Annotated in this window: 29 protein-coding genes; 5 read left to right on the top strand and 24 right to left on the bottom strand. The window is 67.7% G+C overall.

The window, feature by feature from the left end:
* Nucleotides 1–73 precede the first annotated feature (73 nt).
* The 5 genes from KC8_RS03735 (at nt 74) to KC8_RS20625 (ending at nt 4,746) form a co-directional block, all read left to right on the top strand.
* Nucleotides 74–379: a TFIIB-type zinc ribbon-containing protein gene (locus KC8_RS03735; protein WP_010127339.1), complete on the top strand. Its 306-nt coding sequence runs from the start codon at nt 74–76 to the stop codon at nt 377–379.
* A complete protein-coding gene (locus KC8_RS03730; RefSeq protein WP_198360967.1) occupies nt 360–899 on the top strand; it encodes a hypothetical protein in 540 nt (179 codons plus the stop codon). Before KC8_RS03735 ends, KC8_RS03730 begins: the two co-directional genes overlap by 20 nt.
* 61 nt (nt 900–960) lie before the next feature.
* On the top strand, nt 961–3,498 hold the full coding sequence (locus tag KC8_RS03725) for a heavy metal translocating P-type ATPase (RefSeq protein ID WP_010127340.1): 2,538 nt from the start codon (nt 961–963) through the stop codon (nt 3,496–3,498).
* Nucleotides 3,498–4,445, top strand: coding sequence for a LysR family transcriptional regulator (locus KC8_RS03720; protein ID WP_010127341.1), 948 nt, complete (start codon nt 3,498–3,500; stop codon nt 4,443–4,445). The genes KC8_RS03725 and KC8_RS03720 overlap by 1 nt, the downstream gene beginning before the upstream one ends.
* Before the next feature lie 148 nt (nt 4,446–4,593).
* A complete protein-coding gene (locus KC8_RS20625; RefSeq protein WP_232455613.1) occupies nt 4,594–4,746 on the top strand; it encodes a hypothetical protein in 153 nt (50 codons plus the stop codon).
* A gap of 15 nt (nt 4,747–4,761) precedes the next feature.
* On the opposite strand, the gene KC8_RS03710 is transcribed toward KC8_RS20625, so the two are convergent.
* From KC8_RS03710 to KC8_RS03595, 24 genes are all read right to left on the bottom strand, one after another.
* On the bottom strand, nt 4,762–4,983 hold the full coding sequence (locus tag KC8_RS03710) for a DUF2274 domain-containing protein (protein ID WP_010127343.1): 222 nt from the start codon (nt 4,981–4,983) through the stop codon (nt 4,762–4,764).
* The gene (locus KC8_RS03705; RefSeq protein ID WP_010127344.1) at nt 4,980–6,212 is read right to left on the bottom strand and encodes a TrbI/VirB10 family protein; all 1,233 of its coding nucleotides are present in this window, start codon (nt 6,210–6,212) and stop codon (nt 4,980–4,982) included. Before KC8_RS03705 ends, KC8_RS03710 begins: the two co-directional genes overlap by 4 nt.
* Nucleotides 6,209–7,219, bottom strand: coding sequence for a P-type conjugative transfer protein TrbG (gene trbG / locus KC8_RS03700; RefSeq protein ID WP_010127346.1), 1,011 nt, complete (start codon nt 7,217–7,219; stop codon nt 6,209–6,211). The genes KC8_RS03705 and trbG overlap by 4 nt, the downstream gene beginning before the upstream one ends.
* Nucleotides 7,216–7,899, bottom strand: coding sequence for a conjugal transfer protein TrbF (gene trbF / locus KC8_RS03695; protein WP_010127347.1), 684 nt, complete (start codon nt 7,897–7,899; stop codon nt 7,216–7,218). The genes trbG and trbF overlap by 4 nt, the downstream gene beginning before the upstream one ends.
* Nucleotides 7,900–7,905: 6 nt before the next feature.
* A complete protein-coding gene (gene trbL / locus KC8_RS03690; RefSeq protein ID WP_010127348.1) occupies nt 7,906–9,291 on the bottom strand; it encodes a P-type conjugative transfer protein TrbL in 1,386 nt (461 codons plus the stop codon).
* Entirely contained in the window at nt 9,288–9,590 is a 303-nt protein-coding gene (gene trbK-alt, locus KC8_RS03685; protein ID WP_010127349.1) for a putative entry exclusion protein TrbK-alt, read from the bottom strand. Before trbK-alt ends, trbL begins: the two co-directional genes overlap by 4 nt.
* Before the next feature lie 8 nt (nt 9,591–9,598).
* Nucleotides 9,599–10,315: a P-type conjugative transfer protein TrbJ gene (gene trbJ / locus KC8_RS03680; RefSeq protein ID WP_010127350.1), complete on the bottom strand. Its 717-nt coding sequence runs from the start codon at nt 10,313–10,315 to the stop codon at nt 9,599–9,601.
* Nucleotides 10,312–12,768, bottom strand: a complete 2,457-nt coding sequence (trbE, locus tag KC8_RS03675) for a conjugal transfer protein TrbE (RefSeq protein ID WP_010127352.1) — start codon at nt 12,766–12,768, stop codon at nt 10,312–10,314. Before trbE ends, trbJ begins: the two co-directional genes overlap by 4 nt.
* Nucleotides 12,765–13,046, bottom strand: a complete 282-nt coding sequence (locus tag KC8_RS03670) for a VirB3 family type IV secretion system protein (protein WP_010127353.1) — start codon at nt 13,044–13,046, stop codon at nt 12,765–12,767. Before KC8_RS03670 ends, trbE begins: the two co-directional genes overlap by 4 nt.
* A complete protein-coding gene (locus KC8_RS03665; RefSeq protein ID WP_007406001.1) occupies nt 13,043–13,378 on the bottom strand; it encodes a TrbC/VirB2 family protein in 336 nt (111 codons plus the stop codon). Before KC8_RS03665 ends, KC8_RS03670 begins: the two co-directional genes overlap by 4 nt.
* The gene (trbB, locus tag KC8_RS03660) at nt 13,375–14,361 is read right to left on the bottom strand and encodes a P-type conjugative transfer ATPase TrbB (protein WP_010127355.1); all 987 of its coding nucleotides are present in this window, start codon (nt 14,359–14,361) and stop codon (nt 13,375–13,377) included. Before trbB ends, KC8_RS03665 begins: the two co-directional genes overlap by 4 nt.
* A gap of 140 nt (nt 14,362–14,501) precedes the next feature.
* The gene (locus KC8_RS03655; RefSeq protein ID WP_010127356.1) at nt 14,502–14,921 is read right to left on the bottom strand and encodes a CopG family ribbon-helix-helix protein; all 420 of its coding nucleotides are present in this window, start codon (nt 14,919–14,921) and stop codon (nt 14,502–14,504) included.
* Nucleotides 14,918–16,948 (bottom strand): conjugal transfer protein TraG, encoded by a 2,031-nt coding sequence (locus KC8_RS03650; RefSeq protein WP_010127357.1) that lies wholly within the window; start codon nt 16,946–16,948, stop codon nt 14,918–14,920. Before KC8_RS03650 ends, KC8_RS03655 begins: the two co-directional genes overlap by 4 nt.
* A gap of 234 nt (nt 16,949–17,182) precedes the next feature.
* Nucleotides 17,183–18,913, bottom strand: coding sequence for a relaxase/mobilization nuclease domain-containing protein (locus KC8_RS03645; protein WP_010127358.1), 1,731 nt, complete (start codon nt 18,911–18,913; stop codon nt 17,183–17,185).
* Between the two features lie 259 nt (nt 18,914–19,172).
* Nucleotides 19,173–19,889 carry a lytic transglycosylase domain-containing protein gene (locus tag KC8_RS03640; protein WP_010127359.1) on the bottom strand — a complete coding sequence of 239 codons (717 nt, stop codon included), beginning with the start codon at nt 19,887–19,889 and terminating at the stop codon, nt 19,173–19,175.
* A gap of 189 nt (nt 19,890–20,078) precedes the next feature.
* Nucleotides 20,079–20,411, bottom strand: a complete 333-nt coding sequence (locus KC8_RS03635) for a DUF736 domain-containing protein (protein ID WP_010127361.1) — start codon at nt 20,409–20,411, stop codon at nt 20,079–20,081.
* Nucleotides 20,402–20,950 (bottom strand): S26 family signal peptidase, encoded by a 549-nt coding sequence (locus KC8_RS03630; RefSeq protein ID WP_010127362.1) that lies wholly within the window; start codon nt 20,948–20,950, stop codon nt 20,402–20,404. Before KC8_RS03630 ends, KC8_RS03635 begins: the two co-directional genes overlap by 10 nt.
* Before the next feature lie 17 nt (nt 20,951–20,967).
* On the bottom strand, nt 20,968–21,489 hold the full coding sequence (locus KC8_RS03625) for a DUF2840 domain-containing protein (protein WP_010127363.1): 522 nt from the start codon (nt 21,487–21,489) through the stop codon (nt 20,968–20,970).
* Between the two features lie 218 nt (nt 21,490–21,707).
* Nucleotides 21,708–22,601, bottom strand: a complete 894-nt coding sequence (locus tag KC8_RS03620; protein ID WP_010127364.1) for a replication initiator protein A — start codon at nt 22,599–22,601, stop codon at nt 21,708–21,710.
* Nucleotides 22,602–22,607: 6 nt separating this feature from the next.
* Nucleotides 22,608–22,874, bottom strand: a complete 267-nt coding sequence (locus KC8_RS03615; protein WP_010127365.1) for a helix-turn-helix transcriptional regulator — start codon at nt 22,872–22,874, stop codon at nt 22,608–22,610.
* A gap of 120 nt (nt 22,875–22,994) precedes the next feature.
* Entirely contained in the window at nt 22,995–23,771 is a 777-nt protein-coding gene (locus tag KC8_RS03610) for a DNA -binding domain-containing protein (protein ID WP_010127366.1), read from the bottom strand.
* A gap of 161 nt (nt 23,772–23,932) precedes the next feature.
* Complete coding sequence (locus KC8_RS03605) at nt 23,933–24,196, bottom strand: hypothetical protein (protein ID WP_010127367.1); 264 nt, start codon at nt 24,194–24,196, stop codon at nt 23,933–23,935.
* A 139-nt stretch (nt 24,197–24,335) separates the two neighbouring features.
* On the bottom strand, nt 24,336–24,587 hold the full coding sequence (locus KC8_RS03600; RefSeq protein ID WP_010127368.1) for a hypothetical protein: 252 nt from the start codon (nt 24,585–24,587) through the stop codon (nt 24,336–24,338).
* 243 nt (nt 24,588–24,830) lie between these two features.
* Nucleotides 24,831–25,676, bottom strand: a complete 846-nt coding sequence (locus KC8_RS03595; RefSeq protein ID WP_010127369.1) for a DUF932 domain-containing protein — start codon at nt 25,674–25,676, stop codon at nt 24,831–24,833.
* Nucleotides 25,677–25,875: the final 199 nt, after the last annotated feature.

The raw sequence follows: 25,875 nt of genomic DNA, 5'->3' as shown, positions 1-25,875 counted from the left end.
CTCGTAATACTCAACTCGATGCGGCGATGATCCACGCCGCATCTTCCGCTCTTCAAGAAGGAGGGTTTTTCCCATGGTAGAACGTCCATCGAAGCAAGGGCTTCCCTGTCCCGTGTGCCGGATCGAACTCGTGATGAGCGACAGGCAAGGCATCGAAATCGATTACTGCCCGCAATGCCGGGGTGTGTGGCTCGATCGGGGCGAACTCGACAAGATCATCGAGCGCAATGCCGCCGAAACAGCTTCATATGCCCCGCGCGACGCAGGACATGAGCGCGGGCGGGAAAGCCACAGAGGAAGCTATGGTCACGGCGGCTACGGTCATGGCGACCATAAGCGCCGCCGTCGGAAGAGCTTTTTTGAAGAGCTTTTCGACTGACATGACACCGATCGACCCCCCACAGGCCAATGCCCCCCATGTCAGCTTGTGCGAGAAGGGTCCGCGCCGTGAATGTCAAATCCAGGCGTTCACGGCGACAGATCGCGGCCGCCCGTATCTTGGCGAGATACCATGGTCGCGGGCGTGCAGTAGGTGGCGCCCGGCGCTCATGCTGTTCGCGGGGCTAGTCCTGCTAGCCGCCAGTTCGGGTTGCTCGGCCGAAACTGATTCCGATAAGGGCGGTCGCACGTCGCGCCTGACCGGCAAGCACATCCTGACGTGCGAGGGGGGAAGGCAAGTCAGCGTCGAGATTGTCGGGGACGGCCTGACGATCGATCTCACGACGTCGCCGAATGGCAAAACCGAGCGCCTGACGGCACCAGCAGCCGGGGTCACGTATTTCGGCGACTATGTGAACCTCGCGATCTCGGACGGCGCGATCCTGATCATGCGAGCCGGCGCTCCACCGCAAATCTGCCGTTGGGACAGCCGAAAGCGGGTCGGGCAACCGCCGCCCTAGCGGTCCCCGCCACTCGTGGCGCCGGCGCCGTTAAATTCCCGCGATCATCTGAGGAAATCCCATGTCGCAAAAGCTACAGCTCGATATACCGCTCATCCTACCCGACATTCCGGACGCCAACGACGCCTGCGTCGAGCGGCTGACCGCCAATCTCACAGCTCGGCCGGGAATCGGGAAGGCGCATATCCTGCCGGCTGAAGGGGATGAGCCCGCGCTGCTGTGCATTCACTATGATCGCGAAATCCTTTCCTTGGGCCGCATCCGCGACATTGCCCAAGCGGCCGGCGCTGCCATCGCCGAGCGATATGGCCATGTGCTGTGGCCGGTCAAAGGAATCAGCCACCAGCGGAAGGCGCGGACGGTCAGCACACGGTTGCGAACCCTGCCGGGCGTGCTCGAAGCCGATGCCAACGCCACCGGCATGGTGCGCGTGGAGTTCGATCGGGAACAGATTTCGGAACGGGAAATCTTCCGTGTGCTCGCACGAATGGGGGTCCGGCAGACAAGGCGGGCGCTGGTCTATTCTCCCGAAGATACCCATGCAGGGCACGATCATGCCGACGGCGCGAAGGATGCACATGTAAAGGGCGATGGCCACGATCATGCCCACGCCGCTTTCTTCGGCGCCAATACGGAGCTGATCTTCGCGCTGGCGTGCGGTGCGCTGCTCGGGATCGGCTACGCCATTGAAAAGCTGGTCGCGGGGGCGCCGGGTTGGGTGCCGACGGCATTCTATATCGCGGCCTATTTCTTCGGCGGCTTCTTCACCCTGCGCGAAGCGATCGACAATCTCAGACTGCGCAAGTTCGAGATCGACACACTCATGCTGGTCGCGGCCGCCGGTGCGGCGGCGCTGGGCGCGTTCGCCGAAGGCGCGCTGCTCCTGTTCCTGTTCAGCTTGGGTCACGCGCTGGAGCATTATGCCATGGGCCGGGCCAAGCGGGCGATCGAGGCGCTGGCCGAACTCGCGCCGCGCACCGCAACGATCCGGCGCCGTGATGGCACAACGGACGACATCTCGGTTGATCTCCTGAAGGTTGGCGATACCGTGATCGTGAAACCGGATGCGCGCGTTGCGGCCGATGGCTTCGTGATCAAGGGCACGTCGAGCATCAACCAGGCGCCAGTGACCGGCGAGAGCATTCCGGTCGACAAGCAACCCGTGATGGACGACGCGGCCGCGCGGGCCAATCCCGATCGGGTCGATGCCGCGAGCCGGGTCTTTGCCGGCACGATCAACGGCAGCGGACTTATCGAGATCGAGGTGACGCGCCTGTCAAGCGAAAGCACGCTCGCCAAGGTGGTCAAGCTGGTCAGCGAAGCCGAAACGCAGAAGTCGCCGACGCAGCGTTTCACCGACAGATTCGAGCGGATCTTCGTGCCGTCCGTCTTGGCGCTGGCGGTCGTGCTGCTGTTCGCCTGGGTGGTGGTCGATGAGCCGTTTCGCGACAGCTTCTACCGCGCCATGGCGGTGCTGGTTGCCGCAAGTCCGTGTGCGCTCGCCATCGCCACGCCGAGCGCAGTCCTTTCGGGCGTAGCGCGAGCGGCGCGGGGCGGCGTTCTCGTCAAGGGCGGTGCCCCTCTCGAACTGCTTGGCTCGCTCGATGCCATTGCCTTCGACAAGACCGGCACGCTCACCAAGGGCGAGCCGCGCATCCAGCAGATCATCCCCGCGCCGGGGGTGCCGAAGGAAGAATTGATGGCGATAGCGGTCGCGGTCGAAAGCCTAAGCGACCATCCGCTGGCGCAAGCGATCGCGCGCGATGGACGCAATCACATTGGCGAATCCCTGGTTCCTGAGGCGGAAAATCTCAAGAGCCTCACGGGTCGCGGCGTTTCGGCTCTTGTCGGCGCGGATGAAATTCTCATCGGTAAGGCTGAGATGTTCGGCGCTGACGGCATCGCGCCGCTCTCACCGGCGATGGCCGACGCGATCAAAGGGCTGCGTGAAGGCGGACAGACCAGCATGATTGTGCGGCGCGCTGGTCGCGACCTTGGTGCGATCGGCTTGCTTGACACGCCTCGGGAGACGGCAAGGGCAGCACTCACCCAGCTACATGCGATTGGTATCAAGCGCATGATCATGATCTCCGGCGACCATCAGAAGGCGGCGGAGGCGATTGCCAAGGAGGTCGGCATCGACGAGGCATGGGGTGATCTCATGCCCGAAGACAAGGTTGCGGCAATCAAGAAGCTCCGCGCCGAAACCAAGGTGGCGATGGTCGGCGATGGCGTGAACGACGCGCCGGCGATGGCGAGCGCGACGGTCGGGATCGCGATGGGCGCGGCGGGTTCGGACGTCGCGCTGGAAACGGCCGATGTCGCGCTGATGGCCGACGATCTGTCGCACCTTCCGTTCGCGGTCGGCCTTAGCCGCACCACCCGCTCGGTGATCCGGCAGAATGTGTTCGTCAGTCTCGGCGTCGTCGCCTTGCTCGTCCCGGCCACGATCCTCGGGCTCGGTATCGGCCCGGCGGTGGCGGTGCATGAAGGATCGACGCTGCTCGTGGTGTTCAATGCCCTGCGATTGTTAGCCTATCGGGATCGAACCCAAGGCGTTGAAGTTACTCCACTCGGTTCCTCGGCTGAACCGACGTGATGATAGAGCTACGCCAGCTTCGATACCTGATTGCCGCGGCCGATGCGGGAAGTTTCAGCCGCGCGGCACGCAGCTTGAACATCAAACAAGCTACTCTTAGTCGACATATTCTCACTGTTGAGAAAAGGCTTGGCATGGCGCTGTTCGACCGCAAGACACGCGGAGCCACGCTGACACCGAACGGAAAAACTTACCTACGCACCGCACAGCGAATAGTCGGAGAGTTCGAGGAACTGAACGCCTGGGTGCGAGCAACGCAGAGCGGCAACGCTGGCAAGTTAGGCGTTGGCTTCTATACCTCCTTCTCGGCCGGCAATCTGCGAGCAACCCTAAGCGAGTTTCACGAGCGCTATCCTGAAGTTCGTGTGCGCGGTTTTGAACGCGACCGCGAGATGCTCCTAGCCGGGATCGAGAATGGACTCCTCGACATCGCCATAATGACCGGAGAAGCGACCTACTCAGGAATAGTCAGGCGCCCATTTTGGAGCGAGCGCTTGTTAGTTGCGATGCCGGAAGATCATCCGCTGGCTGTGTGTGAGCGCATCCATTGGTCCGATCTCAACGACGAACAGTTTTTATTGACTGAGCGAGATCCAGGCCCGGAAACGCGAAATATGCTCCTGGGAAAGCTCGGGATGCCCGGCCACACACCAGCGATCGACATGGACGACATCGGGCGGGACACAGTGCTGAGCGCCATCGCGCTTGGCGGGCGCATCTCGATCGTCGCGGAATCGGCGCTTGGTATCCAAGTGCCCGGAGTGCTCTTCCGCGAGGTCCACGACGCTAGTGGCCATGCCCGCGTGGGATTCTCCGGCTACTGGCGTGAGGACAATGAGAACGCCGTCTTGCGTCGCTTCCTCGATTTCGTGGCGATCCGCTATTCGCTGCCGTCCGTGCCGGGACCGCAGCCGCCGTTTCAGCAACCGGGAAAGGAGCCGTCATGACGCAAGGAAAGACACTCATCATCGTGCTGGTCACGCTCATCATCGGGTTCGGGCGGGCTTCGTCCTTCGCCCGCTGATCGTGCCCGTCGAGCGGACAGAGATCGTCGCCAGCCCGCCTGTCGCCCCGACGCCGGCCGAGCCGCGCGGGATGCAGTATTTCGCGGCGCATCTCGATGAAGCGCGGCAGGTCGTGGCGCAATGTGCGGAAGGAACGGCGCGCGGCGACGAGTGCGCCAACGCCGAGCAGGCCGTGATCGAGGCGGAAGGCCGGGAGCGTTTCAAGAAGTTCATAGGCAACTGACGGCGGGCAGCTCGCTCATTTCCCCTGCGCGCGGTGCCGGCGAAATGCCCGGTCGGTTTCCATAAACCGGGCGAGCATCGGCGCGACCAGCTTGTCGGGCGGGACCGGCGATCCCCCGGTCTCGGTTGCGAGCGCCGCGGCATAGGCGGCGAGATCGCGATGCACGGCGGCGGGCAGCTCCACGGAGAGCTTGACCGGCCGATCGTCGGCCAGCGGCCCCAGCTTCAATTTGCTCATCGTGCGCCTCCAACGGGTTCCAATACGAGGTCGCGCGTAATGACCACGCGCAAGGGGTGCCCCGGTCGAATGGTGAGCGTCGGCTGCACATTGAGCTGCCGTCGCACGATCTGCTGGCCGCTCTGATTAATGGTCGTCTGTGTGCCACGCCGAATTGCGCGCGTGAGGTAGTCATCGCCATCCACGCCCAGCTCGGCGCCGACGCCGAGCAGCGTCGAGATGGCCGCGGCTTTGAACAGATTGCCCCAATGCTGGTTCACACGATCCTGCAAGCCGGCATAGCCGGCCGCATCGGCGCCGGGCTGGCGCTCGAGAACGATCGAACGGCCGTCCGGCAATATCAGTCGATCCCATGCCAGCAGCACCCGGGTCTGTCCGGCGGCGATCTCGCTGTCATATTCGCCGATCAGCCGGGCGCCTTGCGGGATGAGCAGGATGCGGCCCGTGGGGCTGTCATAGACGTTCGCCGTCACCTGAGCGATGATCTGGCCGGGAAGGTCCGAACGGATGCCTGTGATGAGCGCGGCCGGGATGCTGCTGCCGGCCTGCACGATGTTGGGCGATGCCGGCGCGGTCAGGCGCTCGACGCTCACTGTGCGCGCATTGGATGCCTGCGCCATGCAGGCCCGTTTGGCAGCTTGGTCGCCCTGCGCGGCCGCGCCATCTGGTTGTCTTGGGGGCTGCGGAGCGGCAGCGTCCGGCGTTGCCATCGCGAGGTTCGGCAGCGATGGCATTGCAGCGGCCCCGGCGCTGCTACCGCCGAGGAACACGCCGCTCATGCGGGCGGCGTCGCGTTCCTGCTCGGCGCGCTGGCGGGCGGCTTCCTCGACCTGGGCGCGCGGATCGGACTCTGCGCCTACCGGGGGGACCGGGACATTCTCCCCGCGCTGCTGGGCGGAGACGATCGGGCCGCCGAGGTCGCCGGGAAGCGGCGCCCCAAGTTTCGGGACTTGGCCGTAGTCCTTCGGCCCCGAATTGATCGTCTCGGACGTGGCGCGGCCATCGGTGCTGTAAAGTTCCTTCGCTTGCCTTTCGCCGGGCGGCTTGAGCGCGTAGATCAGCGAGCCGCCGATGCCGAGGCCGGCGGCGACGCCCATGACGGCCAGCGCCTTGCGCGAGAGCCGCATGACGCGCGGCGGATCGCCGCGAAGCTGGAAGGCTTGAGGATCGGGGCGCGGTGTCTGCGGTGCGGGCGCTTCGGGCGGGGAATTGTCGGCGGGATCGGTCACGGCCGCCCCCTGCGCCCGTCGTCACGCACGATGCGGACGCGCTGCTCGCTGCGCCGGTCGCCCAGGCGCAGCTCGGCGGCGGCGAACAGGCGGTCCACCACCATGTAGCGGCCCTGCACGCGATAATTTACCAGCTCGGCGTCGCCGGCTGCGCCGGTCACGAACAGCGGCGGCATCTCGCCCTGCGAGATCCCGGCTGGAAACTCGATGAACACCTGGGCGGAATCGTCGAAGGCGCGAACGGGCTTCCACGGTACGCGGTCGCCCTCGATCCGGTAGCGGAAATTGAGCGCGGACACGTCCACGCCGGTCGCCACCGGCGCGGTGTTCGCCTCGGCCGCGTTGCGGACCCGCAAGGCGATCAGCGCATCATGCGGATAGGTCCAGCTCACCGACGCCATGTAGGTCGAAGGGGTCGCGCGCAGTTCGATGTGATAGGTGCGCCGGTCGGTGTTGATGACGAGGTTCGTGGCGATGTCGGGCCGCGTGGGCTTCACGAGGATATGCACGCGCGCCGTCGCGCCGGTGCCGCTCACCGTTTCGCCGATGATCCACCTGACGGTATCGCCCGCCGCGACCGGCCCCGGCCCCACGAGCTGCTCGCCTTCCTGCAAGGCGATGTCCGTGACCTGGCCGGGTGCGGCATAGACCTGATAGAGTGCGCCCTGCGTCCAGGGATATTGCTGGATGGCGTTCACATAGCCGTCGCGGGTGGGCTGCACGCGGGCGGCCGCATTCGCGGCCCCGACGCGGCGGCGCGGATCGGAGGGCTCGGACGTCGCCGTCCCGGCCGCGACCGGCTTCAATTGGCCGGGGAGCGGCAGCGGTTCGGGGATCGTCACCACCTCGACCGCACGCGGCGGCTGTGCGGCCGGCGTCGCCGTGATCTCGCGCGGCGGATCGTCATAGGCGATGGCCGGCGGCTTCGCCGATGTGGTGGCGCAGCCGGCGAGCGCGGTTGCGGAAAACAGCAGGACCGCCGAAGCGGAGCGATGGAAAGGCGTCATTGCGACAGCTCCTTTGACCAGTTGAGGGCGTTAACGAACACGCCGAGCGGATTCTTGCGCAGCGCGTCGGGCGTGCGCGGCGGTTGCACGACGACGGTGAGGATGGCCGACCAGCGTTCGGTGGCAGCGAGGCTCCCGTCCTGATAACGGCGCTCGGTCCAGGCGACGCGAAAGCTGTCAGGCGAGGCCCGGATCACGCTCGACACGTCCACCGCGACCTGCACCCGGCCGACATTGGCGAACGGGTCGTTGGCGCGGGCATAGTCGTTGAGCGCCATCGCACCCCGATCGGTCGTGAAGTCGTAGGCGCGCAGCCAGTTCTGGCGGACGATCACCGGATCGGCGGGGATCGCGCGGAGCTGCTCGATAAAGCGGGCGAGATGGAATGCGATCTGCGGATCGGTCGGACGGTAGCCGGTTTCTGCGGGGGCGACGGCCTGCGCCTCGCCCAGCCGATCGACCTGCACCACCCAGGGCACGATATACCCGCGCGCCGATTGCCAGACGATACCAGCGGCAAGGCCGCCGGAGAGCGCCAGCGCGCCGAAGAAGGCGAGACGCCAGTTCTTCGCCTGCACGCGCGCCGATCCGATGCGGTCGTCCCATAGCTGGGCTGCGCGCTGATAGGGCGTGGTGGGTTCGGGGGTCTGGTCGTAGCGGATGGTGGGGCGTCGGAACATGGGGGGTCAGTCCTTCTCTTTGATGTCGGGACCGGCTCCGCCGCCGTGGCTGTCGCCGGCCTTCATGGTGTGGGCGAGGACGGTCGCGCCGTGGCTGACGGCCTGGCGGCGTTTCATCGCAGCCGCCCATGCGGGCTGGGCGGACGTGCCGGCCGGCGCGGAACCGCCAGCGGTTGCGGCGGCCGGGGCGGCGGATGCGGGTCCGCCGGTGATCGTGCCGCCGGTGGCGGTGAACCCGGCGCGGGCGCCGGAGCGGAAATTGGCCTTCATCGCCGCGCCGCCCTTGGTGGCCGCTTTGCGCAAGGGCGAGAGGACGGCGCTGGCCGCGCTTCCCGCCGCCGCCTGACCGACAGCGGCCATGCCGCCCGCGACAGCCCCGGCGCCGCTCTTGCCCAGCGAACCGAGGCTGTAGGCGCTGGTCGCGCCACCTGCCATCTGAGCGCCACCACGCGCGGCGGCGCCGGTCATCCGGCCGGCCGCGCCGAGCGCGGAACCAGCGGCCCCGACGCCAAGGCGAGCCGCGGCCGCGCCGCCGACCAGCGCGCCGCCTGCGGCCAGCACAGTCCCCGCCGCAGCACCCGCGCCGAGTTGCGGGCCGCCCGAGACAATGCCGTTGGCGATGCCGGGACCGAAGATCGACAGGCCGAGCAGCGACAGCGCGGCGAGCGCGATGGCCATGACCTGATTGATGTCAGGCGCGGGGCCGAGGGCCGCGCCGGTGAACTGGCTGAACAGGGTGGTGCCGATGCCGGTGATGACCGCGAGCACCAGCACCTTGATGCCGGTCGAGACGACATGGCCCAGCACGCGCTCGGCCATGAAGGCGGTTTTGTTGAAGAAGGCGAACGGCAGCAGGACGAAGCCGGCGAGCGTCACCAGCTTGAACTCGATCAGGGTGATGAAGACCTGCACGGCGATGATGAAGAAGGCGAGCACCACGATCACCCAGGCGAGCAGCAGCACGAGGATCAGCGCGAGGTTCGAGAACACGGCCCAAAGGCTGGAGAACTGCCCCGCCGCATCGAGCAGCGGCTTGGCCGCTTCGAGCCCCTTCGCCGCGATCGTGCCGGGCTTCATGAACTCGTCGATCGTCATGGCGCCGCCGCTGGCCTGGAGGCCGAGACCGGCGAAGCTCTCGAACACGATGGTCGCGAGCAGCGCGAAATTGCCGATGATGAAGGCGAAGGTGCCGATGTAGAGCGTCTTCTTGACGAGGCGTTGCAGCACGTCCTCGTCGGCACCCCAGGCCCAGAACAGGCCGGCGAGCGTCACGTCGATGGCGATCAGCGTGGTCGAGAGGAACGCGACCTCGCCGCCGAGCAGTCCGAATCCGCTGTCGATGTAGCCGATGAAGACATTGAGGAAATTGTCGATAACGCCGGTGTCGTTCATGGCCGGCCGCCTTCATCCGGGGCCATGTCGCCGCCGCGCTCCGTCGCGGGCGCGGACTCGTCCTGGCGGAAGAAGCGGCGGCGGTTGGCGGCCCAGGTCGCCTCGCAGCCGCTATCCGGCATGGTGAGCGAAGCGCAGCGGTCCAGCTCGCGGGCGAGCCTGGCCTGGCCTTCCTCCGTTGGCAGGATGAGCGGCGGCGCGGGCGCAGGCTCATCGGGCTGGACGGCGGCGACGATCGCCACCGTCATCATCAGCCCGGCCAGCGCCGCCACCCCTGCGATCTTCGCCGTGCGCGACATCGGGCGTCTCAGTTGCCCATGAAGCGGCGGAACCGCTCGCGGCCTTCGGCCTCCTCGGCCGCCTGTCGGGCGGATTGCAGCGCCTGCGCCCGGCCCTGCGCCGCGACGGCGGCGGTGAGGTCCGCGAGCTGCTGCGATTGCAGCGCGAGGAGCTGGTTGCCCGCCTGCGCGGCCTGGAGTGCGCCTGTCGCGGACTGGCTGGCCGAGACCAGGCTGTCCATCGTCGTGCGTGTGCCTTCGATGTTGCCGACGACGCCGGCCTGCACCTGCAAGGCATCCTGAAAGGCGCCGACGCTATCCTCCCAGCGGGCGTTCGCATTGGCGACCATCTGCGCGTGATCGCCGGTCAGCGCCGCGCCCTTGTAGCGGGCGCCAAATGCCTGCTGGATATCCTGCACGTCGTAGGCGATGCGCTGGGCTTCGCTCAGAAGCTGCTGGGTGCGCTGCACCTGTTGCTGGAGCTGCTGGAGCGAGGAGAACGGCAGCGAGGTGAGGTTGCGCGCCTCGTTGATGAGGCTCGTTGCTCCCTGCTGGATTTGCTGGATCTGGTTGTTGATCTGCTGGAGCGACCGCGCGGCCGTCAGCACGTTCTGCGCATAGTTGGTCGGGTCATAGACGATGCCGCCGAATTGCGCGTAGGCCGGCATGGGCGCGATCATCGGCACGACGGCCGCGCTGGCGAGGACGCCGGCCAGGATGGCGCGGCGCAGGGGGAATCCGGTCATAGAGGTAACTCCTGCTGGGGTTGGCGTGGGGGATCGGGGGGAAGAAGCTCGACGGCCCAAGCGCAGCCGCGATGGCGCAGCCATTCGGCCGCGAAGGCGGGCGCCCCGTGGGTTTCGATGATGTCGGCGATGGCGAGCTGGTCGGTCTTCGACGACGCGGCGGCGAAGGTCAGCGCGACCTCACCCAGCCCCAGCTCGAACAGGCGATTGCCGCGCCTGCTTTGACAGTAATAATCCCGCTTGGGCGTCGCCCGGCTGAGGATTTCGATCTGCCGGGCGTTGAGCCCGAACCGCTCGTAGATGGCCGCGATCTGCGGCTCGGCCGCGCGCTCGTTCGGCAGGAAGATGCGGGTCGGGCAGGACTCGATGATGGCCGGCGCGATGCTCGACGTCTCGATGTCGGCGAGGCTCTGCGTCGCGAAGACGACGCTGGCGTTGCGCTTGCGCAGGGTCTTCAGCCACTCGCGGAGCTGCGCGGCGAAGTCCGGGCTGTCGAGGACCAGCCAGCCCTCGTCGATGATGATGAGCGTGGGCGAGCCGTCCAGCCGGCCCTCGATGCGGTGGAACAGATAGGAGAGCACCGCGGCCGCCGAGCCGGCGCCGACCAGCCCCTCGGTCTCGAACGCCTGCATGTCGGCTTCGCCGAGCCGCTCGGCCTCGGCATCGAGCAGCCGGCCCCACGGCCCGCCGATGCAGTAAGGCGCGAGCGCTTGCTTGAGCTGCTGGCTCTGGAGCAGAACGGCGAGCCCGGTCAGCGTCCGTTCCGGCATCGGCGCGCTGGCAAGCGAACCCAGCGCCGACCAGATATGCTCCTTGGCCTGGGGATCGACGGCGACGCCTTCGCTCGCGAGGATCGCCGCCAGCCATTCGGCCGCCCAGGCGCGTTCGGCCGGATCGTCGATGCGGGCGAGCGGCTGCAACTGGACGCCGCCGTCGCTGTCGTCGGAGAGCCCGCCGCCGAGATCCTGCCAGTCTCCGCCGGTCGCCAGCGCGGCGGCGCGAATCGAGCCGCCGAAGTCGAAGGCGAAGACCTGCGCGTTCTCGTAGCGGCGGAACTGCATCGCCATGAGGGCGAGCAGGACGGACTTGCCCGCGCCGGTCGGGCCGACGATCAGCGTGTGCCCGACATCGCTGCCGTCAGGGTGAAGGGAAAACCGGAACGGGGTCGAGCCTTCGGTCCTGCCGTAGAGCAAGGGGGGTTGTCCGAAGTGCTCGTCCCGTTCCGGCCCCGCCCATACTGCTGATAGGGGGATCAGGTGGGCGAGATTGATGGTGGAGATCGGTGGTTGCCGGACGTTGGCGTAGGTGTGGCCGGGCAGGCTTCCCAGCCATGCCTCGATCGCGTTCATCCCCTCGGGAATGACGGTGAAGTCGCGGCCTTGGATGACCTTCTCGACCAGCCGCAGCTTCTCGGCCGCGATGGCGGGATCGCGGTCCCATACCGTCACCGTCGCGGTGACGTAGGCCATGCCGGCATAGTCGGAGCCCAGCTCCTGTAGGGCGATGTCGGCGTCGGCGGCCTTGTTCGAGGCGTCGCTGTCGAGCAGCGTGGACGCCTCGTTGGTCATGACTTCCTTGAGGATCGCCGCGACCGATTTGCGCTTGGCGAACCACTGGCGGCGGATGCGGGTCAGCAGCTTGGTCGCGTCGGTCTTGTCGAGCATGATCGCGCGGGTCGCCCAGCGATACTCGAAGGCGAGCCGGTTCAGCTCGTCGAGCAGGCCGGGAAAGGTGACGCTGGGGAATCCCGTGATCGTCAGCGTGCGCAGATGATGGTCGCCCAGGCGCGGCTCCAGCCCGCCGGTCAGCGGCTCGTCGGCGAGCAGCGCGTCCAAGTGCATCGGCGTCTCGGGGACGCGCACACGCTGGCGCCGCGTGGAAATCGTCGAATGGAGGTAGGTCAGCGTCTCGCTGTCATCGAGCCAGCGGACTTCGGGCACGAAGCCCTCGACCAGATTGAGCACGCGGTCGCTGCGATCGGTGAAGCCCTTGAGCAGCTCCCACGGATCGACGCCGCTGGTGGACCGGCCCTCGTAGAGCCAGCCTTCGGCCCGCGCGGCTTCCTCGGCCGGCGGCATCCACAGCAGCGTCAGATAATAGGCGCTCTCGAAATGCGCGCCTTCCTCGCGGAACTGTTCGCGCCGTTCCATGTCCACGAGGGCGGAGACGGGATCGGGGAAGTCGGATTCGGGATAGTCGAGCGCGGGCGTCCGCTGCGCCTCGACGAAGATCGCCCAGCCCGAGCCGAGACGCCGCAGCGCGTTGTTGAGCCGTGCCGTGGTGGCGACCAGCTCGGCCGGCGTGGCGCTGTCGAGATCGGGGCCGCGGAAACGGGCGGTGCGCTGAAAGCTGCCGTCCTTGTTGAGAACGACGCTTGTCCCGACCAATGCCGCCCAGGGAAGGAAGTCGGCCAGGTGTGCGGCGCGATTCCGGTATTCGCGCAGGCTCATCATGGCCGCATCCACGCCGGATAGCGGAGGTGGCGGCGGGCCACGTCCACGAACTGCGGATCGCGGCGAGCGGCCCATACCGAGAGCGCGTGGCCGATCGCCCAGATGGCGAGGCCGGCAATCCAGAGGCGCAGGCCGAGGCCGATCGCGCCGGCAAGCGTGCCGTTGACGATGGCGAGCGCGCGCGGGGCGCCGCCGAGCAGGATCGGCTCGGTCAGCGCCCGATGCACCGGGGCGTAGAAGCCAGCGATCGGCTCGACGGGATCGGCAGCGCCGGTCATGCGATCAGCGCCCCGCCGCCAAACGAGAAGAACGAGAGGAAGAAGCTGGACGCGGCGAAGGCGATCGACAGGCCGAACACGATCTGAATCAGCCGCCTGAAGCCGCCGCTAGTGTCGCCGAACGCCAGAGTCAGGCCGGTCACGATGATGATGATGACCGCGATGATCTTCGCCACCGGCCCCTCGATACTTTCGAGGATGCTTTGCAGCGGCGCTTCCCACGGCATCGACGATCCGCCCGCGTGGGCGGGAGCCGAGATGGTCAGCGCGATCACGCTGGCGGTGGCGGCAAGCATGGCGCGGCGTGCGCCATGCCGAAGGGCATGGATCATGGCAGGTCTCCGGTCTGGGGGGTGGTGAGCGGCGTGAGGCGGCAATCGCCGGTCGCGGCGTCGATCCCCTCGACGCGGGCCAGCTCGGAGAGCCGGCGGCCGTGTCCGTCGCGGACAAGCACGGCGATGAGGTCGATGGTCTCGGCCAGCAGCGCCCGCGGGACCGTGACGACGGCCTCCTGGATGAGCTGCTCCATGCGGCGCAGCGCGCCGAGCGCGGTCCCGGCATGGATGGTGCCGATGCCGCCGGGGTGGCCGGTGCCCCAGGCTTTGAGGAGGTCGAGCGCCTCGGCGCCGCGCACCTCGCCGATGGGGATGCGATCAGGGCGCAGGCGCAGACTGGACCGCACGAGATCGGACAGCGTGACGACGCCATCCTTCGTCCGCATGGCGACGAGGTTCGGCGCGGCGCACTGAAGCTCGCGCGTGTCTTCGATCAGGACGATGCGGTCGGCGGTCTTGGCGACTTCGGCCAGGAGCGCGTTGACCAGCGTGGTCTTGCCGCTGCCGGTCCCGCCCGCGACGAGGATGTTGGCGCGTGTCTGCACGCCATCGCGCAGCGCCGCCGCCTCGGCCGCCGACATGATCCCGGCCGCCGTATAGTCGTCGAGCGTGAACACCGCGACGGCGGGCTTGCGGATCGCGAAGGCCGGCGCGGCGACGACGGGCGGCAGCAGCCCCTCGAACCGCTCGCCCCCTTCCGGCAGCTCGGCGGAGACGCGGGGGCTACGGGCGTGAACCTCGACGCCGACATGGTGGGCGACCAGGCGCACTATGCGCTCGCCGTCTGCGGCGGCCAGCGTCATGCCGGTGTCGCTGACGCCTTCGCCGAGCCGATCGACCCACAGCCGGCCGTCCGGGTTCAGCATCACCTCGATGACGGTGGCATCGTCGAGCCAGGCCGCGATCGACGGACCCAGCGCCGTGCGCAGCATCCGCGCGCCGCGTGACTTCGCCTCGGAACGGATCGGGTGGACGGTCAAGAAAAAGCCCCTGATGAGGGCCGGGCGAACCGCCGCCCGGCGTCAGGGGCACATCAAGAGAGACAGAAAAGACCGTGCTTCAACCAGTAAATGCGGGCGTCGTAGTCTGGCGTAGAGATACAAGAACTGGCGTAGTCAGCTCATTCTTCTTGGACGCCAAAGTCCTCGCCGATTTCTTGTCTGACCTTCGGACCTTTCGCGAGTCGGCGGCCCAGCGCATCCATGAAGGCGTCGTAGCGGTCGCCGCCCTGGCGACGCATCGCGGCTCGCTCGCTCTCGGGCGACGGCGGGGTGTTCGACAGCCAGAAGCGCACGAACAGCGCGATCATCTCGACGCTGATCCCCGTGTCGCGCTCCAGCCGGGTGATGCGGCGATCCAGCTTGTCGAGCCGCTTGGCGATGGCGGCCTCGCGCTGCTCATCGGCGTCGGGCGACAGGAAGGATGCGATGGCCGCCTCGGCGATCAGTGAGCGGGACTTGTCCCTCCGGTCGGCATAGGCGGCGAGCGCCCGCATCAGCTCGGGATCGAGATAGACCGACAGCGGCGTCTTGGTGGTCATAGCTCGATGCCATCATCGGGATCGAGCGACGCCTGCCGGGCCACGCGCTGCATCTGGCGGCGCACCGTCGCCTGCCGCGCCGCGTCGCTATCGGGGTCGGGCTCGTCCAGCTCGAACTCATTGGCGGGCGCGGGCCTGGGCGTGGGCGCGATGTCGATATGGCGCTCCAGCGCCGGCTCGCGGCGCAGGTCCGCGTTCGCGGCGGCGTCCTCGGCATCCGCCTTCTTGGCGGCCTTTTTCTTCTTCGGCTTCTTCGGCGCTCCATGCTCGATCGGCTCGGGCATCGGCGGCGCCTCGATCGGCGCCAGGCCGCTCCAGTCGTCGGGACGCGGGGGGCCGCCTCCGACATTGCTGTCGGGCGGCGACATCACCCGCTGCGTGAACCGCCGGTCCTTGAAGTAGCGGGCCTTCTTCGCGCGGATCGGCGGGATGCCCGCGACCATGACGATCTCGTCGTCGGGCGGGAGCTGCATGATTTCGCCGGGGGTGAGGAGCTGGCGGGCCGTCTCGGAGCGCGAGACCATCAAATGCCCGAGCCAGGGCGAGAGGCGATGACCGGCGTAATTTTTCATCGCCCGCATCTCGGTCGCCGTGCCGAGCGCGTCAGAGATGCGCTTGGCGGTGCGCTCGTCATTGGTGGCGAACGACACGCGCACATGGCAGTTGTCGAGGATCGCGTTGTTCGGCCCGTAAGCCTTCTCAATCTGGTTGAGGCTCTGGGCGATGAGGAAGCTCTGGATGCCGTAGCCGGCCATGAACGCCAGCGCGGACTCGAAGAAGTCGAGCCGCCCCAGCGCGGGAAACTCGTCGAGCATCAAGAGCAGCCGGTGGCGCGACTGCCGCGCCTTCAAGTCCTCGGTCAGCCGCCGTCCGATCTGGTTGAGGATGAGGCGGATGAGCGGCTTGGTGCGCGAGATGTCGCTGGGCGGCACGACGAGGTAGAGCGTCACCGGCAGCTCGTCCTCGACCAGATCCTTGATGCGCCACTCGCAGGTGCGCGTGACCTGGGCCACGACGGGATCGCGATAGAGACCGAGGAACGACATGGCGGTCGAGAGCACGCCCGATCGTTCGTTGGCCGATTTGTTGAGCAGCTCGCGCGCGGCCGAGGCGACGACGGGATGGACGCCCGCCTCCCCCAAATGCGGCGTCGTCATCATCGCCCATAGCGTGCTTTCGATCGGCCGGCGGGGATCGGACAGGAAGGCGGCGACGCCGGCCAGCGTCTTGTCGGCCTCGGCGTAGAGCACATGGAGGATCGTGCCGACCAGCAAGGCATGGGAGGTCTTCTCCCAGTGGTTGCGCTTCTCAAGCGATCCTTCCGGGTCCACCAGCACGTCGGCGACGTTCTGCACGTCGCGCACTTCCCAGGCGCCCTTGCGGATTTCGAGCAGCGGATTGTAGGCGGCCGACGCGCCATTGGTCGGATCGAACAGCAGCACTCGCGCGTGCTGGGCACGAAAGCCGGCGGTGAGCTGCCAGTTCTCGCCCTTGATGTCATGCACGATCGCCGAGCCCGGCCAGGTGAGCAGCGTCGGCACCACGAGGCCGACCCCTTTGCCACTCCGTGTCGGCGCGAAGCACAACACATGCTCGGGACCGTCGTGGCGCAGATAGTCGCGCCCAAGCCGACCGAGCATGACGCCGCTGTCGCCCAGCAGCCCGGCGGCGGCGATCTCCCCGCGCGTCGCCCAGCGGGCCGAGCCATAGGTCTCGGCGTTCTTCAGCTCGCGCGCACGCCAGACCGACATGCCGATGGCGACGACGATCGCGGCGAACCCGCCCGACACGGCGATGAACGCGCCGGTCTGGAATATCTCCGGCGCGTAGGCGTCGAAGGAGAACCACCACCAGAAGAAGGCCGGCAGCGGATAGATCGGCCAGTCGCCGAGCATGAACCACGGCGACCCAAGCTCGGGCTGATAGGCGAGCGCCGCGGCCGTCCATTGCGTCGCGGTCCACAGGGCGGCGAGCACGATCAGGAAGACCGCGAAGATCTGGCCCCAAAGGATTTTGGTTGCCGACATGGCATCGAAGTCGACGCGTGCCGGACACCAAATCAAGTCACTGTTATGTTGGAGGAAAGTCTAGCGTAGAAAGACAGGGAGTAGCGTAGTTCGGCCTATTCTATTTCCGAGCGTGATCGGCGTTATTGGACGAATATTCACGCGATAGCCGGACCACGGCCCGACTCTCTGCGCACTCGTGGTCAACGGCGATGCGCTGCACCATCGGATTGATGCAGCGCGTGTGATCTGCCCTTAGAGGCCCAGCCCCCGGCCGCGACCGAACGACCAATCGACGCCGCCGCCCGCGCGCATGACGCCGGAGATGTGCTTGCCGATCTGGCGGTCGAGCGAGGGAGACCAGGGCACGAGCTGGAAGCTCAGCCCGTTGTCGATCATCGCGAAGCGGCCCGAGGCGAGGGTGATGCGCTGGCGCACCGTGCCCGCGACATACTCACCGGCCTTGGACGGCGCGTGCGGCAGGCCGATCTCGGCCGACAAGTCCTTGGCGGCTTCGTCCAGCTCGCGGCGGCGGAGCGTGTCGAGCAGGTTGCGCGCGAAGATGATGCGCTGGCCCTGCCGCCGCGCCAGCCCCTCGTCGGCGAGATGCTCGGCGCGGGCCTCCATTGCGGCGCGCACCTCGGTCCCGAAGCCGCCGCCGAGATCGTGGCCGTCGCTCGACAGGTTGCGCCGATCGAGCCAAGTCGCCCCCGGCGCGCGGACCTGCGCCTCGATGTCCATGTCGGAGCGCACAGCCAGCGCCACCCGCTGCCGGCCTTTGCGGTCCTCGAAGCGGCGCAGCTCGACGATCGCGCCGGGCCGGCAATCGCCGGTCGCCTCGATGTCGGGAAGCTGAACATGGTGGGTGCGGCCGTCGATCCCGTCCACGATCGCATAGGCTTTGCCGGTCAGCTCGTCGTGGAGGCCGCGATCGACCAGCCTGCCGACAACGGGCTGAGCCGGATCGGCGTCGAGGACGTAGCTGCCGGCGCCCCGGTCGATGCCGCGGTCACTCATCGCCTTGTGCATCCGCTTGATGATGTCGTCGCGCTCGCCCAGCTCGCGCAGCGTGGCCTGGGCGTTGTCCGCCAGCGTCCACTGGCCGGGCGCGATCTCGTTGGCGAGGCCGAGCCCCTCCAGCTTGCGCAGTCGGCCCATCCTCAGCACATGGTCGCCGTCCGGCCGGACACCGGGTTCAGGCGCCATGTCGATCACGCCGTCGCGCTGCATGGTCCGCGACAGGTCGCGGTCGATCTCGGTCCAGCGTTCGGCATCGACCTGCCGCTCCAGCGATTGCCGGATTTCGAGGTCGGTGCGCGGGCCGAGTTCCTGGGTCACGATCTCGCGCGCCTGCGCCCGCATCCCCTCGCGGATATAGTCGCGCGAGATGAGGAGGTTTTGCCCGTCCTCGGCGACGCCGCGCACGATGATGTGGACGTGCGGGTTGTCGGTGTTCCAGTGCTCGACAGCCCGCCAGTCCTGGCGGGTGCCGAGATCCTTTTCCATCCGCGTCATCAACTCGCGGGTGAAGCCCTTGAGGTCGCGCATCTGCTCGGCGTCCTCGGGCGAGACGATGAACCGGAAATGGTGGCGGTCGTCCTCGCAGCGCGCCGCGAACTCGTTGCGGTCGAGACCGTCCGCCTCCGCGCCGAACAGCACGCCCTTTTCGCCGTCGCGCGTGACGCCATCGCGTTGCAGGTAATTGAGATGGGCGGCGAGCGAAGCGCGGCCGCCATGCCGGACCACGCGCGCCTTGACGATCACCTGGCGCGAGCGGTGGCCGAGCCGGTGGGTCGCGCGCACGCTCGCCACGCGGCCCCGGCCGAAAGTCGAGCGGCCTGGCGCGACGATGCGGCCACGGCGCGAGACATGGCCGCCGGCACGCTGGGCGGCGGCGAGCGCCTGGACGATGATCGGCAACGCCCGCTGGCTTCCCCGCGAGCGGATGCGCCCAGGCCGGACGCGGAAATCGTCGTCGCCGCTCATGGGGCGACAGGCCGCAATGTGCGGCAAACCCTGATGGCGGCGGGCGTTCGCCCTGCGCCGCACAGTGCGGGATTTCCGCACACATTGCGCAGCAATGCCCGAAAGCCTTGAGAATCAAGGCCACAACCGAGGCGCAAGGGCTCCGCACATTGCCGCCCTTTATCTTGCCCTCCAGCTTCCCCCTTCAGAAAGACAGCCCTGCCCCCTTCCGGCGCTGCGAAAGCCTGCGCCGAGACCCGCCAGAGCGCGCGCGAGCCGCTCAAGGCGGAGGCCGCCCGGAAAGCGGGACGAACAGACCGTTGGAAGGCGGGGCAGCACCGGCCATGACAAGCCCGGCGTGGTCGTCGGCCGGTCGTTCCGGCTGCACCTCGGATGCCGTGCGTTTGGCAGATAGCGGCGCAGGCGAAAGCGCCCCCGGCCGCACCGCGAACAGCGCGGCACGGCGCCATGCGAACGGATCGGGCAGCGGTGCGGCGGCAAGCTGAGTGTCGTCCGAACCGCCCGTGATCGACGCCAGCTTTGCCAGATAGGCGCGCGTCTCGGCGGGCAGCGGACGGCCGCGCGACAGATGTTCGTCGTAGCGACCCGGCCCCGCATTGTAGGACGCAAGCATCGCCGTCACGTTGCCGTAGCGGTCGTGCATCTCGCGCAGATAGGCCGCGCCCGCCATGATGTTGTCGCGCGGATCAAACGGATCGGACCCGAGCCGATAGCGTGCGCGCAGCCCCGCCCAGGTGCCGGGCATGATCTGCATCAGGCCCATCGCGCCGGCCGTCGAGACGGCGCGGACATCGCCGTTGCTCTCGACGCGCATGACGGCCCATATCCAGCGTTCGGGGATGCCGAAGCGCCCGGCCGCGTCGGCGACATGGGCGGCATAGGGATGGCGCGCGGCCGATCGTTCGGGCGGCGCGTCCTGCGCCAATGCGGCGACGGGCGCAGCGCCCGGCGCGAGCAGCAGCAGGACCGCGATCATGGCGGCCGACCCGCCCTCGCTCCGCCGCCAGTCTGCCAGCGTGCTCGCTCCGGTAAAGGGTGCGCGCGATGCGCCGGCCGGGGGCCGCCCTTGACCTTCGCTGCGCGCGCCGGCCGGCCTGCGACCGAGCGGGACCGAGGGATGCGGTCTTTCCGCGAACAAAGGGATGATGACCGGGAACGACACCGATCAGCTCCGATCGTCGCGCGGCCGGGGACGCTTCCACGACAGCCGGAACGTCCGCCCATCGTCGTCGGCGCGGAACAGCACCGGCCGAAACGGCGCCCCAAAGAGAGGGCTGTCGATCTCCAGCGCGATGTAGTCACCGGCGCGTTCGCCGACCCGTTTCCAAGCGCCGCCAACTTCGGGGCCGTCCTCGTCGTCGAGGTGGACGCGGTAATCGGGCGCGTTCTCGGCATCGCCCGGATCGAGCGCGACAAGCACGATTTGCTCGTCGATGCCGAAATAGCGGGCGCGGCCGAAATAGCCGTCGGCGGTGGGTTCAAAGATATTCACTTGCATGACCGATCTCCTTGGCTTGGGGGGGTTGAAGGCGTTGAGGGCGGCGCGCGCAGCCAGAGCGGCGTGGCGCGTCCGATGACGGCGGAGGCCGGCAACGGGCCGAAATAGCGGCCGTCCAGACTGTCGGGATGGGCGGGATTGAGCAGCAGCAGCTCGCCCGGTCGGAGCGTGCGGCACCCCTGCCAGACCGGCAGCGGACGGCCCTGGCCGTCACGCGCGCGGGATATGGCGACGCGCCGGGCATCGACGCTCACCGCGCCACCGCTTCGGCACACCCGCTGCCCGGCCTTCGCCGCGACATGCTTCAGGAGCGGCACGCCCTCGGGCAGATAGCCGCGCGCCGAAAGCCAGCGGGAAAGATGCTCGGGCGGCGCAATGGCGACCAGCGCCCCGGTGGGCGGATCGCTCTCCGGCCGTATCCGGTAGAGCCCGATCGGCGCGCTGGCGCTGGCGTTCCAGATGACGCGCGGGAGCGGATCGGCGACGGCGATCGCGACGAACGCTGCGGCGAAAGCGGACGCGGCGATGGTCGTCGCCATGACATAGCGGTGCCGCCTCATCCCTCGATCTCCCGGCGCTTGAGCCAGGCGCGATGGCGCTCGATCGTGTAGAGGCGCGGCTGGTGGCCGGCGGCAATGCGGTTGTGGACGTGCCGCCAATGGTCGGCCGCCGCGTCGCAGGGATCGACGCCGGCCGCTTCCACCGCGTCGATCGCGGCGAGCACCTGCTGAACCTTGGGCCAGCCCTCGATCTTGAGCAGGATGTCGCCGCCGGGCCGCACGAATGGCAGCGTCGTGTAGGCTTCGTTGGCCGCGACCGTCCGCACCACGTCGATGCGCGAGACGATCGTGCCGAAGTCGTTGGCCGCCCAGCGCACGAACGCGAAGACGGCGCCCGGACGGAAGCCGACGACGCGGGTTCGGCGCGTCAGGATGCGGTCCTGGGCGATGCGGCCGAAGCGTATCCAGTGCTCCAGCTTCTTCTCGATCCAGGTCAGTTCGACATGGGTGAGGCCGTCGCGGGCGAGCGCGCTGAACGCGCCGCCGCCGTGCACGGCGGGGGGCCGGTCGTCGATCATGGGAGGTCTCCGGGGGTGTGCCGCGCGTGCTGGCTGGCAGCGGCGTCCACAGCCGCGCGCCGTTAGCAAGAATCCGAAGGATTCTTTTCTATTAGCATCGTTAGAAGGGGGCCGATTCCGCGAGGATTTCTGCGGCTTTGCGAGGATCGCGCGTTCCCGAAAGTCCGAGTCTCGCGTTCCCGAAAGTCCGAATCCGGCCGTTCCCGATAGTCCGAACCTCATGGCCAGTTCTCCACAGGCTTGAGGCCGACGCGGCGCATGGCCGCGTCGAACGGATCGACGGGGATAGGGGTGAAGTTGAGCCGGTCGCGGCCGAGCGCATGTTCGAGCGTGAGGACGTAGCCGGGGAGCGGTTGGCGCGCGACGATGCCGCGCAGCTCGAACGCGAACCGGCGCAGCGGCGAGAGCACGCCGGATTTCAGGTAGAGGTGCGGAACGTCGAAGCTCCAGCCGCCTTCCTGCCGCCCGCCATGCTTGCGCACGATGCGGTAGAGCCAGCGTTCAAGCCCGCCGGTGAGGTCGAAATAGGCGCGGTCGATCGTCAGCACGAGCGCGCGGTCGAGCACGCCGGCATAGAACCAGTCGGGCAGGATCAGCTCGATCCCGAGCGCGCGCCCCTGTCCGTCCGCCAGCTCGCGCCATTCGTTGATCCATGAGAAACGATGGCGGCGGCGCTGGTGCTGCTGCCGGATCGAAGTGGCGACAGTAGTGGATTGCAGGCGGTCGAGCGCGGCCTTCAGCCGCTCGTAGCTCGCCTTGCCGGTGCCGCGCCGGGTGAACGCCAAAATCTCATGCGGCGTCGTCACCATCAGGCGCGAGGTCGGCCGTCCGGCGTCGCGCGCCTCGATGAGTTGGCTCGCCGCCCAGATCAGAACGTCGGCGTCCCAAATAGTCGCCATGCCGTGTTCGGGGACGGCCTCGACCGAGATCCATGTCGCGCCCATGCGGAAGTCGATGGGCGCAGCGCGGCGGGCTTTGGCAAGGCTGAAGAACGGCCACGCCATCAAGTCCTGCGCGTCGCGGGCCGCGAGGTCGCCGGGGACCGAGCGGAACAGCTCAAGCTGCGTGCGCTCGGCGCTCGACCGGCCGGAAAGGGAACGTGCGGTGGGCATCGGCGCTCAGCGGCGCACGCAATCGGTGGGCAGGCGCTTGGCGGGATGGACGACGCCGTTGCCCGGATCGGAGGTCGAACGGCGGGTGCCGAGCGCCGCCCAGGCGTCGAGGTCGTCGATCGCATAGACGATCCGGCCGCCGAGCCTGCGGAACACCGGGCCGGTGCCGTAGCAGCGGTGCTTTTCCAGCGTGCGGGCCGAGAGGCCGAGATGGATCGCCGCGTCGGGCGTCTTGAGATAGCGTGGCGTTGTCGCGATGACGGGTTCGGCCATGATAATCCTCCTGACGATGGCCGGCCCCGGAAAGCGGGACCGGCGGACAGGAGGGAATGGTGGCGAAATGCCCCCGGCGCGGAGAAGGGACAGCGCCGAGGGGGGCGGCAATGTCCCCTGTCAGCCGCCGCGGAGCAGGCGGAGATAGCCGCCGTCGCGCAGCTCGACGGCTTCCTTGAGCCACCGCCTGATGCGCTTGCGCTCCTTGCTCTCGATCCATTCGGCGTTGGTGTAGCGGCGGACCTTGCGGTGGATCAGCGAGGCGGCCAGCTCGCGTTGACTGGCACCCGCGTGATGGCCGTCGAGCACTTGCAGCAAGGTGACGAGGTGCAGGCGCCGGAAGGGCGGCGGGCGCAGCGCCGGCGGGCCGGCCGCCATGCCATTGAGGCGGCGGCACAGACGTTCGGCCGAGGCGAGGCGCGCGAGGGGATCGGGTTCGATCGGCAGCATCACGGCCATCGGCCCGTTACACGAACCGCACATGCAAAGATGCTCATCGCCATCGGGGTCGGCGAGGATGATATGGAGGAAGTCGCCGATCCTGATCCGGGCGCGAACCTCGCCCAGCGCCTCCATGTCGAGAGGGCCGGCGCCGATGCCGGCGAGCGCGGGCGCGATAACGATACTGGCCGGCGACAGGTCCGGCCGTGCGACTGCCAGCTTCGCATTGAAGGCGGACGCGGGCGCGGCGTGGAAGCTGATCCCCCAGCGATTCACAAGGGCGCCGGTCGCTTCGTCGGCGGTGGTCACGCCGCGCTTCACGCGGCCGAGCGCGCGAGTGTAGTCGGCGCGATAGCGGGTATTGCGGCTGAGATAGCCGATAGCGATGTCGGAATATTGCAGCGCCTCGTCTCCGGCTTCGTCCGGGGGCGCGCGCCAGTCCTTCTCAGGCGGCATGGCAGTCCTCCCAAGCGTGGCTCTCTATGGAGCGCGTCAGGGAATGTTCTCAGCCGTGCGAGCGTGGAGAAGCCCTGCCGGGCGCGGCGGCGCATAGCGGATTAAAGTCAGCGGTTTGACGGGGGTTTTCGTGCCTTCGACCGTGTTGCCACGGGTCGATTCTACGGTTCGGGCGGGCGCAGATAGTGGCGATAGCCGATCTCGGTCATCCACCGGGCGCGGGCGAGATGCGTGTCATGGACGAGGCGGGCGCGTTCGGGTTCGGCCTCGGGATCGATCCCGAAAATGATCCGCACGGCCTCGCACCAATCGGCCTTTTCGTCGGCCGCATCGAGCAGCCGCCAGTAGGTGCGGACATGGCGTTCGTCATAGTCGGTGACGTGCGGCGTATCGGGCGCACGGTCCTCGAAAGCGGTTATCGCCATCGCCTCGCTTCGCCTTCAGCTATTGCTCCCTGCGCCCGCAGATTCACGGCTTATACACCATAATGGGCCGAAGTAATCACGCCGTCCTCGCTATGGCCGCATGATGCGGAGAGTATAGCCGCACGAACATCGGCACCCATTACTTCCGAGATTTCTCCGCCGCGCCGCGCACCAGCATGACGCCTTCGCCGCGTTCCGAATCAAGGAAGACGATGCCCGCGCCCTCCAGCGCCTTGACAACCTGATGGCGCGTATCTTCGCGCACGGGCAGGTTATTCTCGGATTCGAGACGTTTGAGCGCGGTCAACGCAACAAGGGCCTCGTCGGCAAGCATCTCCTGGGTCCAATTGAGAAGCGCGCGTGCGGCCCGCACCTGGCGGGAAGTAATCATGCGCGATCACGTTCACGAGCCGGGGGCTATGCGCCATGAAAACGACTATTATAGTCGTCTTGGCATAGTGGCACCGGACAACGCGAGCCGGGCGAACGCCCGGCGAGCGCGCCCCTTTCAGCGGCCGCGTGGACCATCGGGACGCGCGGCCGCCGCCGATCCGGGGAACGGGTCGGCGGCGTCATTTGGGCAATGGGAAGCGAAGCCGCAGGGCCGGACGGTCCAGCCCTGCGGCTTGAAACGTCAACCTGTCTTGAGGCGCTGCATCCCCTCGGCCAGCGTCCAGAGTGCGCGATTGAGCGTCACATTCTGGTCGATGCCGTTGATCGGGCGCGAACGGCTGCGGCGGATACGGCCCTCGGCATTGTGCTTGCGGCCATGCAATCCGCCCCGAATGACGTTCTCCTGTATCACGTTGAATGTGGTCCACAGGCTATCGCCCCGATCTTCGTAGCGGCGCGGCGCGATGATCTGCTCGGGGGTGAGCGGGCTTTCATCGTCGCCATAGCGGGCGACAAGGCTGACCTCGCCAAGCAAGCGCTGCTCATCGTCGGACAGCCGAACCTCCTTCATTGCCTCGCTGGCGTCGATCAGCCGGGGGAAGTCCTCGGCCACGGTGTAAACGCCCTCGATGATGTCGTGCTCGATATTGCCCTTGTGTGGCACGCGGACCTCCTCGAACCGCTCGCCTGCAATCATGCTATTGGTGCAGACGAAACGCAGCATCCCGGCGAACATCTGATAGGCGCTGGTCCCGTCATGGCTGTTCACGATGATGACCTCGGCCGCCTCGGGTTTGCCGATACCCTCATCCCGGCGAAGGCGCAGCATGTGCTTGGCGTGGCCGTGGCGGCTGCCGTCACGGGGGACGGACTGCACGGCGAAGAACGGGAACCATCCTTCCCGGCGCAACCCCTCCACTATGTCGATGGTGGGGACATAGACGTACCGCTCGGAACGGCTGTCGTGCGCCTCGCGGGCGAAGATGGACGGGACGTGGCGATACAGCGCCTCGTTGTCGAGCGGCTCATAACCTCCGATCTGATGGCGATTGCGGCCGAACCGGGTGGCAAGGTGGTGGATGGTCATGGGTCTTCCTTTCCTTGGGCTTGGGTTTCCGCGCAGCGGAGCGCCGCGCTGAAACCCTGCCCGGCGGCGAGCCACGGGTAGCAAAGGGCAAGGGCGGCCGGGGCGGAGGGGGATCACCCGGCCTGCACAAGCGAAGCGCGGAAGGCTGGGGATACCGCCCCGGACGGTTCCACTTACCTTGCCCGGCGCGAGGGCAACG

Source organism: Sphingomonas sp. KC8, from assembly GCF_002151445.1.
Classification (GTDB): Bacteria; Pseudomonadota; Alphaproteobacteria; order Sphingomonadales; family Sphingomonadaceae; genus Sphingomonas_E.
Note: the sequence above shows the minus strand (reverse complement) of the source record. Positions and strands in the feature narration are given on the sequence as shown.

What these genes read in the sequence shown, in the direction of transcription:
- KC8_RS03630 (WP_010127362.1), bottom strand. Translation starts at nt 20,950, where the DNA reads ATGGCGACGACCATCGCCGCGTCCGCTTTCGCCGCAGCGTTCGTCGCG.
- KC8_RS03625 (WP_010127363.1), bottom strand. Translation starts at nt 21,489, where the DNA reads ATGATCGACGACCGGCCCCCCGCCGTGCACGGCGGCGGCGCGTTCAGC.
- KC8_RS03620 (WP_010127364.1), bottom strand. Translation starts at nt 22,601, where the DNA reads ATGCCCACCGCACGTTCCCTTTCCGGCCGGTCGAGCGCCGAGCGCACG.
- trbF (WP_010127347.1), bottom strand. Translation starts at nt 7,899, where the DNA reads ATGTTCCGACGCCCCACCATCCGCTACGACCAGACCCCCGAACCCACC.
- KC8_RS03735 (WP_010127339.1), top strand. Translation starts at nt 74, where the DNA reads ATGGTAGAACGTCCATCGAAGCAAGGGCTTCCCTGTCCCGTGTGCCGG.
- KC8_RS03670 (WP_010127353.1), bottom strand. Translation starts at nt 13,046, where the DNA reads ATGACCGGCGCTGCCGATCCCGTCGAGCCGATCGCTGGCTTCTACGCC.
- KC8_RS03605 (WP_010127367.1), bottom strand. Translation starts at nt 24,196, where the DNA reads ATGGCGATAACCGCTTTCGAGGACCGTGCGCCCGATACGCCGCACGTC.
- KC8_RS20625 (WP_232455613.1), top strand. Translation starts at nt 4,594, where the DNA reads ATGCAGTATTTCGCGGCGCATCTCGATGAAGCGCGGCAGGTCGTGGCG.
- trbG (WP_010127346.1), bottom strand. Translation starts at nt 7,219, where the DNA reads ATGACGCCTTTCCATCGCTCCGCTTCGGCGGTCCTGCTGTTTTCCGCA.
- KC8_RS03655 (WP_010127356.1), bottom strand. Translation starts at nt 14,921, where the DNA reads ATGACCACCAAGACGCCGCTGTCGGTCTATCTCGATCCCGAGCTGATG.
- KC8_RS03635 (WP_010127361.1), bottom strand. Translation starts at nt 20,411, where the DNA reads ATGCAAGTGAATATCTTTGAACCCACCGCCGACGGCTATTTCGGCCGC.
- trbE (WP_010127352.1), bottom strand. Translation starts at nt 12,768, where the DNA reads ATGATGAGCCTGCGCGAATACCGGAATCGCGCCGCACACCTGGCCGAC.
- KC8_RS03650 (WP_010127357.1), bottom strand. Translation starts at nt 16,948, where the DNA reads ATGTCGGCAACCAAAATCCTTTGGGGCCAGATCTTCGCGGTCTTCCTG.
- KC8_RS03640 (WP_010127359.1), bottom strand. Translation starts at nt 19,889, where the DNA reads ATGATCGCGGTCCTGCTGCTGCTCGCGCCGGGCGCTGCGCCCGTCGCC.
- KC8_RS03665 (WP_007406001.1), bottom strand. Translation starts at nt 13,378, where the DNA reads ATGATCCATGCCCTTCGGCATGGCGCACGCCGCGCCATGCTTGCCGCC.
- KC8_RS03600 (WP_010127368.1), bottom strand. Translation starts at nt 24,587, where the DNA reads ATGATTACTTCCCGCCAGGTGCGGGCCGCACGCGCGCTTCTCAATTGG.
- KC8_RS03610 (WP_010127366.1), bottom strand. Translation starts at nt 23,771, where the DNA reads ATGCCGCCTGAGAAGGACTGGCGCGCGCCCCCGGACGAAGCCGGAGAC.
- trbL (WP_010127348.1), bottom strand. Translation starts at nt 9,291, where the DNA reads ATGAACGACACCGGCGTTATCGACAATTTCCTCAATGTCTTCATCGGC.
- KC8_RS03720 (WP_010127341.1), top strand. Translation starts at nt 3,498, where the DNA reads ATGATAGAGCTACGCCAGCTTCGATACCTGATTGCCGCGGCCGATGCG.
- KC8_RS03595 (WP_010127369.1), bottom strand. Translation starts at nt 25,676, where the DNA reads ATGACCATCCACCACCTTGCCACCCGGTTCGGCCGCAATCGCCATCAG.
- KC8_RS03645 (WP_010127358.1), bottom strand. Translation starts at nt 18,913, where the DNA reads ATGAGCGGCGACGACGATTTCCGCGTCCGGCCTGGGCGCATCCGCTCG.
- KC8_RS03725 (WP_010127340.1), top strand. Translation starts at nt 961, where the DNA reads ATGTCGCAAAAGCTACAGCTCGATATACCGCTCATCCTACCCGACATT.
- trbJ (WP_010127350.1), bottom strand. Translation starts at nt 10,315, where the DNA reads ATGACCGGATTCCCCCTGCGCCGCGCCATCCTGGCCGGCGTCCTCGCC.
- trbK-alt (WP_010127349.1), bottom strand. Translation starts at nt 9,590, where the DNA reads ATGTCGCGCACGGCGAAGATCGCAGGGGTGGCGGCGCTGGCCGGGCTG.
- KC8_RS03710 (WP_010127343.1), bottom strand. Translation starts at nt 4,983, where the DNA reads ATGAGCAAATTGAAGCTGGGGCCGCTGGCCGACGATCGGCCGGTCAAG.
- KC8_RS03615 (WP_010127365.1), bottom strand. Translation starts at nt 22,874, where the DNA reads ATGGCCGAACCCGTCATCGCGACAACGCCACGCTATCTCAAGACGCCC.